The organism is Halococcus morrhuae DSM 1307 (assembly GCF_000336695.1).
In the GTDB taxonomy this organism is placed as follows: Archaea; Halobacteriota; Halobacteria; order Halobacteriales; family Halococcaceae; genus Halococcus; species Halococcus morrhuae.
This window is the reverse complement of record NZ_AOMC01000109.1, coordinates 68,062-81,962: the sequence shown is the minus strand read 5'-3', so window position 1 is coordinate 81,962 and position 13,901 is coordinate 68,062. Positions and strand designations below refer to the sequence as shown.

At 65.4% G+C, this 13,901-nt stretch carries 11 protein-coding genes; all 11 read right to left on the bottom strand.

Annotated features, from left to right (window positions below; genetic code table 11):
- Nucleotides 1-43 precede the first annotated feature (43 nt).
- The 11 genes from C448_RS08790 to C448_RS08740 all read right to left on the bottom strand — a co-directional run bounded on the left by C448_RS08790 (nucleotide 44) and on the right by C448_RS08740 (nucleotide 13,867).
- A complete protein-coding gene (locus tag C448_RS08790; protein WP_004054007.1) occupies nucleotides 44-2,464 on the bottom strand; it encodes a DEAD/DEAH box helicase in 2,421 nt (806 codons plus the stop codon).
- 77 nt (nucleotides 2,465-2,541) lie between these two features.
- A complete protein-coding gene (locus C448_RS08785) occupies nucleotides 2,542-3,129 on the bottom strand; it encodes a diacylglycerol/polyprenol kinase family protein (RefSeq protein WP_004054006.1) in 588 nt (195 codons plus the stop codon).
- Nucleotides 3,129-4,874 carry a glycine--tRNA ligase gene (gene glyS, locus C448_RS08780; protein ID WP_004054005.1) on the bottom strand — a complete coding sequence of 582 codons (1,746 nt, stop codon included), beginning with the start codon at nucleotides 4,872-4,874 and terminating at the stop codon, nucleotides 3,129-3,131. Before glyS ends, C448_RS08785 begins: the two co-directional genes overlap by 1 nt.
- Nucleotides 4,867-5,718, bottom strand: coding sequence for a CBS domain-containing protein (locus tag C448_RS08775; RefSeq protein ID WP_004054003.1), 852 nt, complete (start codon nucleotides 5,716-5,718; stop codon nucleotides 4,867-4,869). The genes glyS and C448_RS08775 overlap by 8 nt, the downstream gene beginning before the upstream one ends.
- 46 nt (nucleotides 5,719-5,764) lie before the next feature.
- Nucleotides 5,765-6,295 (bottom strand): DUF7529 family protein, encoded by a 531-nt coding sequence (locus C448_RS08770; protein WP_004054001.1) that lies wholly within the window; start codon nucleotides 6,293-6,295, stop codon nucleotides 5,765-5,767.
- 44 nt (nucleotides 6,296-6,339) lie between these two features.
- On the bottom strand, nucleotides 6,340-6,750 hold the full coding sequence (locus tag C448_RS08765; protein WP_004053999.1) for a DUF7555 family protein: 411 nt from the start codon (nucleotides 6,748-6,750) through the stop codon (nucleotides 6,340-6,342).
- Nucleotides 6,750-8,087: an ABC transporter ATP-binding protein gene (locus C448_RS08760; RefSeq protein WP_004053997.1), complete on the bottom strand. Its 1,338-nt coding sequence runs from the start codon at nucleotides 8,085-8,087 to the stop codon at nucleotides 6,750-6,752. The genes C448_RS08765 and C448_RS08760 overlap by 1 nt, the downstream gene beginning before the upstream one ends.
- Nucleotides 8,080-9,309 carry an ABC transporter ATP-binding protein gene (locus C448_RS08755; RefSeq protein WP_004053995.1) on the bottom strand — a complete coding sequence of 410 codons (1,230 nt, stop codon included), beginning with the start codon at nucleotides 9,307-9,309 and terminating at the stop codon, nucleotides 8,080-8,082. Before C448_RS08755 ends, C448_RS08760 begins: the two co-directional genes overlap by 8 nt.
- Nucleotides 9,306-10,766, bottom strand: coding sequence for an ABC transporter permease (locus C448_RS08750; RefSeq protein ID WP_004053993.1), 1,461 nt, complete (start codon nucleotides 10,764-10,766; stop codon nucleotides 9,306-9,308). The genes C448_RS08755 and C448_RS08750 overlap by 4 nt, the downstream gene beginning before the upstream one ends.
- 3 nt (nucleotides 10,767-10,769) lie before the next feature.
- The gene (locus C448_RS08745; protein ID WP_004053991.1) at nucleotides 10,770-11,831 is read right to left on the bottom strand and encodes an ABC transporter permease; all 1,062 of its coding nucleotides are present in this window, start codon (nucleotides 11,829-11,831) and stop codon (nucleotides 10,770-10,772) included.
- Between the two features lie 152 nt (nucleotides 11,832-11,983).
- Entirely contained in the window at nucleotides 11,984-13,867 is a 1,884-nt protein-coding gene (locus C448_RS08740) for an ABC transporter substrate-binding protein (protein WP_004053989.1), read from the bottom strand.
- Nucleotides 13,868-13,901: the final 34 nt, after the last annotated feature.

Genomic DNA, 13,901 nt, shown 5'->3' with positions numbered 1-13,901 from the left:
CCCGTACGAACGATTGGATCAATAAAAAGTGTATCGCCGCCGATCAGGGATCGTAGTCGCTGCCGACGACCTCGCGGATGCGCTCGGCGGTCACTTCGCCGACGCCCGACACCGTCTGTAGATCCGCCTCGTTGGCGATCATCACGCCCTCGACGGTGCCGAATTCTTCGAGGAGAGCGCGCGCCGTCACCGGTCCGATATCCGCGATCGAACTCACGACGTACTCCTGCTGTTCGGTGAGGGTTTTGGCCCCCTTCTCGCCGTGAACGCTCACCTCGCGGTCGGCCACCTCCTGCTCGCGGCCCGCGATCACGTGGAGGAGATCGGCCGTGTCGGACTCGTCGGTGGTCCGGAGCACGCTCGCGCCGAAATCCACCGCCAACGAGGCGAGTGCTCCCCGAATGGCGTTCGGGTGGACGTTGCGCTCGCCGTAGAGGTCGTCGCCCTCGATGAGCACCACAGGCCGGGCGTAGTGACGCGCCGCGTCGCCGACCTGCTCGAAGAGCGAGCGATCGCCGCCGGTGAGGGTGTCGAGGAAGTCGCTCACGGATTTGCGCTCGACGACCACTCGGTCGGAGAGCACGTAGTCGCCGACGGCGAGCGTTTCGAGACGCGTCTCGCAGTCCTCGCGCGTCGAGAGATCGCGGGCGATCGAGGCGTCGAGCTCGCGCTGGTCGACAACGATCTCGACACCCTCGTCGCCCGCCGCGGTCGCCACCACCCCCTCGTCGTCGGTTACGCCGTCGGCATCGATCTCGCCTTCCTCGTCAGCATCCGCTTCGCCGGTCGGATCTGATTCGGACGGCATGGCGAACGACGACAGCCCGGGCTGGCTATCGCCATCGGCCGTCGCATCGGCATCGGATGACGTAGCCCTATCGCCCTCGAACGCGTCGAGCCCCTGCTGGGCGAGATCGGACTCGATGCTGCCGGCGGCGTTTTTCAAACTGTCGAGCTCGCCGGTCATCCGGGACTGCTCGTGGCGGGATTTCCAGAAGTAGGCCTCGTCGCGGGTGTCCTCGGCGAGCAACACCATCACCCGGCCCTCGGTCTGCCGCCCCGTTCGGCCCTTGCGCTGGATCGAGCGGATGGCAGTGGGAACGGGTTCGTAGAACAGCACCAGATCGACCTCGGGCACGTCGAGCCCCTCCTCGGCGACCGACGTCGAGACCAGCACCTCGAACTCCCCGGCGCGAAACGCGTCGAGGGTCTCCTGCTGTTCGTTTTGGGTCATCCCGTCCGACCCCTCCTTGTCGCCCTGGCCGACGAACTTCCGGGTCTCGAAATGCGCACCCAAAAATTCGGTGAGGGTTTCGGCGGTATCTCTCGACTCGGTGAAGACGATGACGCGCTCGCCGCCCTCGATGCCGAGACACTGCGCGAGCAAAATTCGCGCCCGACGGAACTTCGGGTGGAGGTCGTCGTACGTCTCCGCCTGCTCCATCGCTTCCCTCACTTTGGCCTCGGAGACGAGCCGCTGGCTCGCCTTCGACGCACCCGACGAACGTGCGGCGTTGCGCTGGCGCTCGAAATACCGTCTGAGAGACTCGACGCTCTGAGTTTCGGCGAGCGTCACCGCCCGCCGAAGCTTCATCACCTCGGCGTGAATGCTCATCCCCTCGTAGCCCTCCGACTGATCGTTGTCGATGAGCTGCTGGAGCTCGCTCCGGATCCGGTTGAGGTCGCGCTGGGAGATGTCCGCGCTCGTCGTGTGCGAGACGCCGAGTTCCTTCAGTTTCTCCAGCCGTTCTTCGATCACCGCGACGAGTGAATCCCGGATGGCGAGGATCTCGTCTGGCAGTGTCACGCGTTCCCACTCGACGGACGTGTCGTGAGTGTAGTCGGCGACGTCGGCGTCCTCCTCGGTCATCACCGCGACGCTCGCCAGTCCGAGGTTCTCACAGACGGATTGAATCGCCTCCTCATCACCACCTGGCGAAGCGCTCATCCCCGTGACGAGCGGTTTCTCTGCATCTGCGTGATAGCGCTCGGCGATGTAGTTGTAGGCGTAGTTGCCCGACGCGCGATGGCACTCGTCGAACGTGAGATGAGTAGTAGTGGCGAGATCGATGCGACCGCCGATGAGGTCGTTCTCGACGACCTGTGGCGTGGCGATGACGATTCGCGCACGCTCGAACAGTTCCTCCCTGTCGTCGGGGCTGACTTCGCCGGTGAACACGACGATCTCGTCGTCGGGGATCGTGAGCGCGTCGCGATAGAACTCGGCGTGCTGGGTGACGAGCGGTTTCGTCGGGGCGAGTAGCAGCGACGTTCCACCCTGTTCGTGGAGGCGCGCGGCTGTTACGAGCAGGCTTACCGTCGTCTTTCCGAGTCCGGTCGGCAGACAGACGAGCGTGTGTCCGCTCGCGGCCTGGTCGGCGAGTTCGGCCTGATAGCGCCGGCGTTCGAGCACGCCCGGTTCGACGAGCGGGCGCTCGACGGACTCCTCACCGGTGGTCGCCATTGGGCCGTTCTACCGGGCCATCCCGAATAAGCGTTCGCAGATGCGGGTGAAAGTGAAATCGAGTTTCGGGGCGGTCGCTAGCCGGAAGCAAATGGGAGCCCGTGAGCGGTAAGCCGGAGTCCAATCGTGATGGCGACCGCCGCCGCGATCGGGATCGTGAGGTTGTCGTCGATGACGTAACCCCGGACGACGGGTTTGACGCCGTCGGCGAGCGTCGCGGCGAACGCGCCGCAGACCGCGGGAACGGGGGCGACGAACGGGAACGCGATGAGAAAACAGACCGCGAACGTGACCGCGATCACCGACAGCTCCTTCATGCTCTGGAGTTCGCCGGAGCCCAGCAGGCCGCTGAGCGGGTCGGCGATCGTCAGCATCAGGATTGCAGGGATGGCGATCGCGGGCTGGAAGACGAGCGCGACGGCGGTGCCGCTGAACGTGTAGAGCGCGTAGCCAGCGAGGTTGTCCTGTTCGTACTCGCGGGTGAGTTCGTCGTAGAGCCGCCAGTCGAGGCCGACGAACAGGCGCAGGGCTTCGAGACAGCAGACGACGACCGAGCCGGCGACGAGCAGCCAGCGGAACTGCTCGTAGCTGATGAGATCGAGGAGATACGCCGCCGGCAGCGCCGTGCCGCTGGCGTGGACGGCCCGGCGCTTGAGCTCGCCCATCAGTCGACGAGCGACTCGCCCGCCCGCAGCGCCGCGAGTCGGGCGGGCAGCTCGTCGATCGCGATACGCGTCTGAGTCGTGGAGTCACGCTCGCGCACCGTCGCCGTCCCCTCGTCGAGCGATTCGTAATCGACGGTGACGCAGTAGGGCGTCCCGACCTCGTCCTGGCGGCGGTAGCGCCGCCCGATGTTGCCCGAGTCGTCGTAGTTCACCGTGAAGCCGGCCGCGCGCAGGTCGGCGGCGATCTCGTGGGCGTGCTCGCCGAGCCCGTCCTTGTCCATCAGCGGGAACACGCCGACGAAGGTCGGTGCGAGGTCCGAGGGGAGGGCGAGATAGCTCCGTGACTCGCCCTCGACTTCGTCCTCACGGTAGCTGTGGACCAGAACGGTGTAGAGCACGCGCCCGATGCCGAACGAGGGCTCGATGACGTGGGGCGTGACGTGCTCGCCGGTGATGGTCTCTTCGCGGACCGCGAATCCGGTTTTCTCGGTCGGTAGTTCGTACTGTTCGCCGTCGAGTTCGACCGCAACCTCGTCACCGTCGAACGCCGACGGGTCCCGCTCGGCGAGCGCGGCGAGTTCCTCGGCCACGTCGCCGGCATCCGCACCGAACTCCGGCCCGAGATAGCTCATGTCGGGCTCGACCGAGGGGCGCTCGACGGTCTTCGGCTCGTCGTAGGGTCTGAACACCGAGAACGCCTCGTCGGAGTGGTCGTCGTGTTTCGAGAGGTCGTAGGCCCCGCGATCGGCGAAGCCGGTGATCTCGATCCAGTTGCCGTCGAGTTCGGCCTCGGCGTCCCAGCAGTCGCTGGCGTAGTGCGAGAGCTCGTCGGGTAGATGCTGGCGATAGCGGAACCGCTCCATGTCGACGCCGACCGCCTCGTACCATTCCCGTGCGATCGCGAGATAGTATGCGATCCACTCGCTTTCGACGACGCCCCTGTCGAGCGCCTCGATGACGGTCATGCGCTCGATACTTCCCTCACCCTCCTGTGCAGTCGCCGAATAGAGCGGCAGCGTGACGTCTTCGACGCGCTCGATGGGTGGCTCGTCGCTCTCGGGATCGACGAACTGTTCGAGTTCGGCCATCGTGAACTCACGCACCCGGATGAGCGAGCGCCGAGGGCTGATCTCGTTGCGGTAGCCGTGGCCGATCTGGGCGACGCCGAAGGGAAGCTGGTTGCGCGCGTACTCGGCCAGCCGGGGGAATTCGACGAAGATCCCTTGGGCCGTTTCGGGACGAAGATAGCCCGGCGAGGAGGAGCCCGGCCCGATCGTCGTCTCGAACATCAGGTTGAACGCCTCGACGGGCTCGTCGGCCAGCTCGGTCCCACACGACGGACAGGCGATCCCGTGATCGGCGATGAGTTCGGCGATGCGCTCGGTGCCGAGGCTCTCCGCCTCCTCGATATCGGTGTTGTCCTCGACGAGGTGGTCGGCGCGGTGGTTCGCACCGCACTCCGGACATTCGAGGATCATGTCGTCGAAGCCGTCCAGATGTCCGGAGGCCTCGAACACCGGCTCCGGCGTGACCGTCGGCGAGGAGATCTCCATGTTGTCCTCGCGGGTGACGAACCGCTCGCGCCAGCTCGCTTCGAGGTTGCGCTTCAGCGCCGCGCCCTCCGGCCCATAGGTGTAGAAGCCGCTCGCGCCGCCGTACGCCTCGTTTGCGGGGAAGAAGAAGCCGCGGCGTTTGGCGAGTTCCGCGAGCGTGTCGGCGTCCGCGCCGGTCGTCACATCAGCCATCGAGCGCCTCCAGGAGGTTGATATCCCGGACGATCCCGATGAGCTCGCTCCCGCCCACCAGCGGGATCTGCTCGATGTCGTTCGTGATCATCGCCCGCGCGGCCTCCTGTGCAGTTCGCGTGGTGCCGACGCTCACGACGTCGGCGGTCATGAACTCGCGCACCGGCTCGTGGGGGATCTCGACGTTTCGCGTCGGGAAGTAGCGGTTGCCGACGGCCTTGATCCCCTCCCACATCCAATCGTCGTCCTGATCGGCGATCGACTCGCCGGTCTCGGCCTCGCCCTCGACGACCCGAGCCACTTCGAGGACATCGGGCTCGGTGAGCATGCCACACATCTCGCCGTCGTCGTCGAGCACCACGGCGTAGGGCACGCCCGAATGCGAGAGTTCGCGCTCGGCGACCGTCAGCGGCGTATCGACGTAGACGGCGTTCGCAGTTCGAGAGGCGAGCTCGCCGACCTGCGTGTTGCCGGCAGCCTCGCCCTCGGCGATGGCTCGCACGACGTCGGTGACGGTGACGATCCCTTCCAAATAGCCGTCGACCACCGGGACGCGACGGGCGCGCTCTTCGACCATCGTCGCGGCGACCGCCTCGATGGCGGTCTCGGTGGTCGTCGTCGGTCCCTCCTCGACCAGCAGGGCGAGCTGGTCCTCGTCGGGATGTTCGATGAGCGTCTGTCGCGAGACCAGCCCCCGGAACTCCTCGTCGTCGCCCTCACCCTTGACGACGGGAACCGAGGAGAACGCTCGTTCCTGGAGGTATTCGAGCGCGTCGTCGCGCGTCCCGGGCAGCGAAACCGTAACGAGCGACTCGCGCGGCGTCATCGCGTCGGCGACGTTCATACGGGGTCACTGGCTTCCCACCTACAAAGTCCTTCCACTTCGCGGGCTACCGAACGGCGTCGTAATCGGTCGCCGGGAAGAACTTCTCGGGATCGTCGTGCTCGAACGAACCCAGCTGCGTGCCGTCGAGCGTCTGGAGATGCGTGTACATCGTCCCGGCGTCGCTCGCGGCTCCCATCAGCGGCCGCGAGCCACGGCGCTCGAACCCGCCGGCGACGAACACCGCCGTCTCGCTCTCGGGATCGGCGAGCAGCGTCACCAGGAACACCTGGCCGTGTGATTCGTTGCGAAAGACGTCGTAGCGCGGGAACTCGCCATCGTCGAACACATCGGAGAACTCCTCGGCGTAGTTGTCGGGGATCACGTAGACCAGTCCGAAGCGTTCCTCGTCGCCGCTCTCGGGCGCTTCGGTCGACGTGTGGCCGGCCGGGATGGTAAGCGTCTCCCAGCCGTCGGCCTCGTACTCGGCGGCGAGGGCGTCCATGTCGTCGAGCGTGGCCGCCCACGCCTCTTTCAGACCGTCGGAACGGGCGGCGATCCGGTCGCCCTGATCCGGGTTCTCGCTCGTTTCGGGCATACGCGCGCTGGGACTCGTGGCGTGTAAAGCCTGTCGGCGCGGTCTCAGGCGGCGATGCCGAAGCCCGCCTCCATCACGAACGAGGTCACCAACACGAGCACGCTCGCGACGAACAGCTTCGCCGACGCCGGCAGCCGGTCGTCGGGCGCGAGCCCGTAGCGCCCGAGCGGCGGCAGCCGCTGGACAGCCGCCTGAAAGCGCGTCTCCTCGCGCTCGTCGGCCGGGTCGTCGTCCTTCCACGGTGGCGTCGGTCGAAGCTGGAACGCCGAAATGCCGAAGACGAAGAAGCCGACGAAGAACAGGGCGAACTTCACGCCGACCAGCCCCCAGCCGAGCGGGACGCTCACGATCGCCGCGATCGCGACGAGCACGGCCACGAACGCGACGGCGTAGACCAGCGCGTCGAGCGCCTGGCGCAGTCGGAGCGCCTCCGGGTGCGGCCGGTCGGCGGCCATCACTGCTCGCCGAAGACGGTGTGGGTGAAGAACTCGGCCGGCTCCTCGTGTTCGTCCTTGTGACGGTGACAGAGGCTCGTCCGGCCGGCCGCGCTCACTTCGTGGTGAGCTGGGGTCTCCGTGTCGCACTCGCTGCCGAACTCCTCGCGCAGGAGATCGATCGCGCCCGCCTCGTCGTTGTCACGCAGGTGTTCTTCCACCGCGTCGAGCTGCTCCTGGATCGACGGCGGCACCGCGACATCGCCGAACAGCTCCTCATGCATCTCGTCGACGTCCGAAAATCGGGTGTCCATGCCGATCAGTGCGCGCGCACGCTCGGAGAGCGAGCGCTCGGCACGATCACGCTCGCGCAACACCTCACGGAACACCTCGATGCGTTCCCAGAGCTCGTCGTCCGTATCGCGATATTTCTCGGGCCTGATCTTCGCCGGACAGCGCGTGCTGAACGGACAGCCCGTCGGCGGATCGCGCGGGCTCGGCGGGGTTCCTCGCAGCGTGATGCGCTCCTTGTCGCTCTGGGGATCGGCTTCGGGGATCGCCGACAGCAGCGCGTGCGTGTAGGGGTTCGCCGGGTCCGCGAACAGCTCCTCGGCGGGGCCGACCTCCATGATGTTGCCGAGATACATCACCGCGACGCGATCACAGATGTGGCGCACCACCGAGAGATCGTGCGCGATGAACAGATAGGTGAGTCCGAACTCGTTTTGGAGCTCCTCCAGGAGGTTCAGGATCTTCGCCTGCACGGAGACGTCGAGCGCGCTCACGGGTTCGTCGAGCACGATGAATTCCGGCGAGAGCGCGAGCGCCCGTGCGATGCCGACGCGCTGGCGCTGGCCGCCGGAGAACTGGTGGGGATATCTGTAATAATGCTCCTCGCGCAGCCCGACGGTTTCGAGCAGTTCGCGCACGCGCTGGCGGCGTTCCCGTGGCGACTTCCAGTCGTGGACGTCGAGCGGTTCGCGGATGATCTCGCCGACGGTCATCCGGTCGTTGAGACTGGATTCGGGGTCCTGAAAGACGATCTGGGCGTTCCGCCGCCAGTTCTTCAGCTCGCTGCCAGACAGCTTCGTGACGTCGGTGCCGTCGAATTCGACCGTGCCGGCGGTCGCCGACTCCAGCTGGACGAGCGTCCGCCCGAGCGTGGTCTTCCCACAGCCGGATTCGCCGACCAGCCCGAGCGTCTCGCCGCGCTCGATGTGGAGCGTCACGTCGTCGACGGCTTTGACCGGTTCGTCCGAGAGCAGCCCACCGTCCTCGTAGTAGGTCTTCAGGTTCTCGACGTCGACCAGCGTCTCGCCGCTCGATACCTCCGTCTCGCGCTGAATCGTTTCACTCATTGAGTGCCTCCTCGCTGTCCTCGCCGCGCCGCCGATGGGTCTCGACGGCGCTTTCGCGCGACTGGTCGTCGGGGTAGAGCAGGCAGGCGGCGGTGTGGTCGCTCGCCCCCTCGTTCACCGGCACCGAGACCGGATGGACGCTCTCGCACTCGGCGAACGCCTCCGGACACCGCGGCGCGAACCGACAGTCGGTCGCGGGCTCGTTCGGCGTCGGCACGTCGCCCTCGATCGTTCGCAGCCGATCCTCGCCGGGATGGCGACCCGGGATCGATTCGAGCAACCCCTGCGTGTAGGGGTGTTTCGGGTTCGCGAACACCTCCTCGACGGGCGCGGTCTCGACGATCTCACCGGCGTACATCACGTTGAGCCGGTCGGCGATCTCGGCCATCACACCCATGTCGTGGGTGATGAAGACGATCGACAGCCCACGTTCCTCTTGAATGTCCGAGAGGAGTTCGAGGATCTGTGCCTGAATCGTCACGTCGAGCGCCGTCGTCGGCTCGTCGCAGATGAGCAGTTTCGGCTCGCAGGCCAGCGCCATCGCAATCACCGCGCGCTGGCGCATCCCGCCGGAGAACTGGTGGGGATACTCCGTGATGCGGCGTTTGGCGTCGGGGATCGAGACGGCTTCGAGCAGGTTGATCGCCTCCTCGGTCGCCGCCTGCCCCCGGAGCCCCTGATGGAGCCTGAGCGCCTCCTTGATCTGGTTGCCGACGGTGTAGACGGGGTTGAGCGAACTCAGCGGATCCTGGAAGATCATGGCGATACCGTTGCCACGGAGCGTTCTGAGCGCCGAATCCGGCACCCGGGTGACGTCGATGTAGCCATCGGCGGGCTCGTCGCCGTCCCACTCCTCGACGAACGCGAAGTCGTCTTCGTCGACGGCGTTGGCCCGCTCCGTGTCGGAGAGACCGGCGACGTCGGCCGTACGCTTCCGATTGGAGTCGACCAGTTGGGAGAGGACGTCGCGATCGCGGAAGTTGACCGCGCCGTCGAGGACGCGCCCCGGGGATTTGATCAACCCCATGATCGAGCGTGCCGTCACGCTCTTTCCCGACCCGCTCTCGCCGACGATGCCGACAGTCTCGCCCTCCCGAACGTCGAAGCTCACGCCGTCGACCGCACGGATCGTCTCCTTGTCGGTGAAGAAGGCCGTTCGGAGGTTCTCGACGGAGAGCACGGTCTCGCCCGCGGTGCGTTCGCGCGGGGACTGCATGCTCATGCGCCACCACCTCCGGCGACGGCGGCCTCGCCACCGGTCTCCTCGCCACCCTCGCTCTGCGGATCGAGCGCGTCGCGGATGCCGTCACCGAGCGCGTTGAACCCGACGACGATGAGCGTGATCATGATGCCCGGGATCAGCGAGATATGCCACGAGGCGGTCGCCACATAGGGCTGGCCGGCGGAGATCGCCCGCCCCCACTCGGGTGTCGGCGGCGTGATGCCGAGACCGAGATACGACAGTCCCGCGACGGCGATGATGATGCCGCCGAGCGTCAGCGATGCGTAGATCAGCAGGTAGCCGACGACGTAGGGGAACATGTGTTTTTGCATGATGACTCGTGGCTTCTGGCCGAAACTCTTTGCGGCGTCGATCCACTCCTGTTCGGAGATCTGGAGCGCCGGACCGCGGAGCGCCCGCCAGAAGAAGGGCCAGTACGTGACCGAGAAGATCGCTATCAGCAGTACCGCCCCGTTGTAGAGGTTCGCGATCCACGTGTTGCCGAAGACCGCGGAGGCAAGGATCAACACCAACAGGACGGGCAGCGACTGGATCGAGTCGCTAGTGATGACCGCCGCGAGATCGGCGAGACCCTTGTAGTAGGCCGTCAGCATGGCGAGCGCGGTGGCGATGAAGCCCGCGATCATCAGAGAGACGAGCCCGATCATCAGCGAGATACGCGCCCCCGCCGCCATGAACGTGAAGAGGTCCTTTCCATCTGTGAGCGTCCCGAACGGATGGAACCGTCCGTAGTCGTCGTAGCTCCACGGACCGACGTTCTCGCCGCCGGCCCCCTGCGAGGTCGAGCCGAGATTCGCGGTGCCGACGGTGACGTTCGAGACCGACTCGATCTCGTCGTCGTAGTATTTCGTGTAATGCGTGTAGGGACTCTGGATGTTCGCGTCGACGGTCGTCGGGCCGAGCGCCGGCGCGAACAGCGCCAACACGAAGAAAGCGAGCACGAGCACGAAGCCGAACTGACCCCATCGATGGGAGCGCAGCCGGTCGACGACGTCGTCCCGTGGCGTCCAGTCGGCGTACCGGTAGTGATCGCGGAACCAGCGGTAGCCGACCCAGAACCAGCCGAGCCAGACGAACGCGTAGGCGTAGATGAGGACGACCCGCAACAGCCACGCGTACGCCGGCTCCAGTCCGAGGAACGTCCCCATCCACTCGCCGCTCGCGGTCTGATAGCCCTGGTTCGGGATGAGACCGCGCGTGAGCAGCGTCGGGATCGACTCGGCGGCCTCACCGGCGCTCGCGAGCGCGGCCGCCCCCGGGTTCGATGGGAGCAGGCGGACCACCGTCAACGCGAGCTGGATGATGACGCCGATGAACGCGCCGAACTCGACGGCCAGCAGGACGATCGCACCGGCGAGCCACTGCAGCGCCGGACGCGGGTTCGCCGCGATGCGGTCTCGGAGCGGTACTTCTTCGTCGGATTGTGTCTCACTCATGGATTACTCGCTTTCGTAGCCGACGCGCGGGTCGATCAGCGTGTACAGCAGATCCTGGAGGATGTTCGTGAAGACGGTGATCAGGATGAAGATGAACATCAGCGCACCCAGCAGCGGGAGATCAGCGTTGAGCGCTGCCTGATAGAACAGATAGCCGATCCCGTTGATGGCGAACACCGTCTCGACGAGCACCGATCCACCGACCAGGAGGAATGCCTCACCGGTGATGATCGGTACCAGCGGGATCAGCGCATTGCGGAAGACGTGTTTCCAGATGAGGCTGCGCCCCGAAACACCCTTTGCGCGCGCCGTCTCGACGTAGTCGGAGTTGATCGTCTCCAGAATCGCGGTACGACCGATGCGCATCTCGTTGCCCATCGAGGCCGATCCGAGCACGATCGCCGCGGGCGCGATCTGTTTCAGCGCCGCGAGGAACGAGCCGTTCGCGCCGGTCGAAACCCACCAGTCGATCGGGTTCGTGATGGCTTCGAGCGGGGTCGAGAGGAATCGTAAGTTCGGTGGCGAGAGGATATCGGTCGTGACGAGCCAGTTCGACCAGTTGAAGCCGAAGAGGAGGTCCTGGGACTGGACGAGCACGCTCACGAGGAGGATCGCCAGCCAGAAGTTCGGCATCGCCCGCCAGACGATCCCGCCGAACGAGGCGAAGTAGTCCCCGCCCGTGTTCGGGTTGAGCCCGGCGTAGAAGCCGAGCGGGATGCCGATGAACAGCGCGATGACGACCGACCAGAAGCCGAGCCAGATCGTCCGGGGCGCGTAGCTCGCGACGAGGCTGTAGGCGTCCCGGCCGGGCTGGATCACCCACGACTGGCCGAGATCGAGGGTGAACATGTTGATCATGAAGTCGATATACTGCTGCCAGAGTGGCTGTGTCAAACCGAGCTGTTCACGGATCCGTTCGATCCCCTGCGGGTTGCCCATGCCGACGATCGCCGCCGCCGGGTCGATCGGTCCCAGACGGACGAGCATGAAGACGATCGTCGTCCCGAAGAGGATGACCGGGATCGAGAGCACGAGCCGCCGGAGGAAGTAGCTCCAGCGACTCATGGGGCAGTACTCACCGCGAAACTAGCTCTCATGCTGCACGTTCGTATGTGATGTGGATTCATTATAGTTTTCGGTTACGTTCGGACGGCTCTCGGCGCGATCGATCACCACCGAACATCGGAACTGCAAACCACACACCGTGAAGGGTGTGGTTACTGACGCTGCTTCGCGATCTTCACGTCGTTGTACATCTGGCGGCTGTCGCCCATCCCGCCGTACGGCGGAATGTCGACCCAGTTGTACGCGAAGCGTTCACCGAGACTGTGGTAGAGCGGCAGGAAGCCGACGTCCTCCCAGTTGGCCTCCTCCATGTTGACGTAGGCCTTGTTGCGGGCCTGCTGTGCCTGCTTCGTCGGTGCCTGGTTGTTCGAGACCGCCTCGTACGCCTTGGATGCCTGCTTTGCTGCGTCGCCGTTCTCCGGCTTCCAGTTGATGTACGACAGCGGCGCGTCGGAGGACGTGTCGGTCTGTGGCGGGTTGAGCAGCTGGAGGAAGTTGTCCGGGGCCGGCCAGTCGGCGATCCAGCCGAGCGTGTAGACCTCGAGTTTGCCGCTGCGACCGCGCTCGGTGAGGGTCGCGAACGGGGTCTGCTGGATCTGCATGTCGATGAACGCGCTCGACAGCTGATCGCGGAACAGCTTGCCGAGCGAGAGCCACGAGTCGTCCTGATACTGGGTCCACTGGACGGTGAAGCGGTTGTTCGGGCCGTAGCCCGCGTCCTTCATGACCTTCTGGGCCTTCTGGAGCTGGCTCTTGTTGTAGCCGTAGGGATAGTTCTGTTTGGCGTGTTTGTCGTAGGCCTTCGCACCGCCACCGGGATAGATCGATTTCGGCGTGTGGTGATAGGCGGGGACGCCGCGGCCCTTGAACACCTGTTTGGTCAACTGCTGCTGGTTCGCGGCGTAGGCGAAGGCCTGTCGTACCGGCTTCGGCACCTTCGCCATGTTGAATCCGACGTAGTAGGTGTTGATCTCGGGAACCGCGAGATACTGGAGCGTCGAACCGTTGCGGACCTTCCCGTAGGTACCGAACTCCCGCCCGAGGTCGTCGGGGCCGCGCTGGACGTTGACCTTGCTCGGGTCGTACTGGGAGGTCGGGATCTCGAAGACATCGGAGTTCTTGTTCATCGAGTAGTTGTATTTCGGCGATGCCTTCTCGATGATCTGCCAGTGAACGCCCGCGACGGAGGCCTTCCCGCCGTGGTAGTCGTCGAACCGTTCGACTTCGGCCGCGGTGCCCGAGTTCCACTCCTTGAGTTTGAACGGACCGGCACCGACCGGGTCGCTGGTGGAGAGCTTCTGCTGGGATACTTCGCCGTCGTAGCCCTCGATATCGCCGACGTACCCCTCGGGCAGCACGGCAAAGGAGTTGTAGGCCATCATCTCCTGGGCCGCGTGGAACGGGGCCGAGAGCGTGACTTCGAGGGTCTTCTCGTCCTTGGCGTTGAGTGCGAGCGAGCCGGGTTTGTACGTCTCCTCGCCGTCCTGCGTCGTCGTTTCGTGTTTGACACCGAGCGAATCGAGAATGAAGTACGCTCGTTTCGAGCTGGAGGAGGCCGCGAGTCGTTCCCAGGAGTAGACGACGTCCTGTGCCGTGACCGTATCGCCGTTGTGGAACGTCGCGTCCTTCAGCGTGAACGTGTAGGTCGTGTTGTCGTCGGAGAGCTCGAAACTCTTGGCGAGGCCCTTTTTCGGGTCGGCTTTCCCGTCCGGGTAGTTCATCAGCATGTCGTAGAGCTGCTGATTGACGTAGCCGCTGGCCTCGTCGGTCGCCTCGATCGGGTCGAACGTGGTGATAGTGCTGTTGATCCGCTGGAGCACCTTCGAGGGGTCGGCCTCGATGTTCTGTTGGGTCTGCTGGCTGCTCCCGTTGCCACCCGAGCCGTTGGCACCACCGCTCCCGTTACCACCGGAACCGTTGCCGCCGGAGTCGTTCCCTCCGCCGCCACCCGTACAGCCGGCGAGCGCGAGCGCCCCCGCCGCACCACCGGTCGTTTTCAGGAAACGACGTCGCGTCTGGCTGTTATCGTCTCTCATTCCAGTTAGTGAAGCTTTGCCGTATGCGCATAAG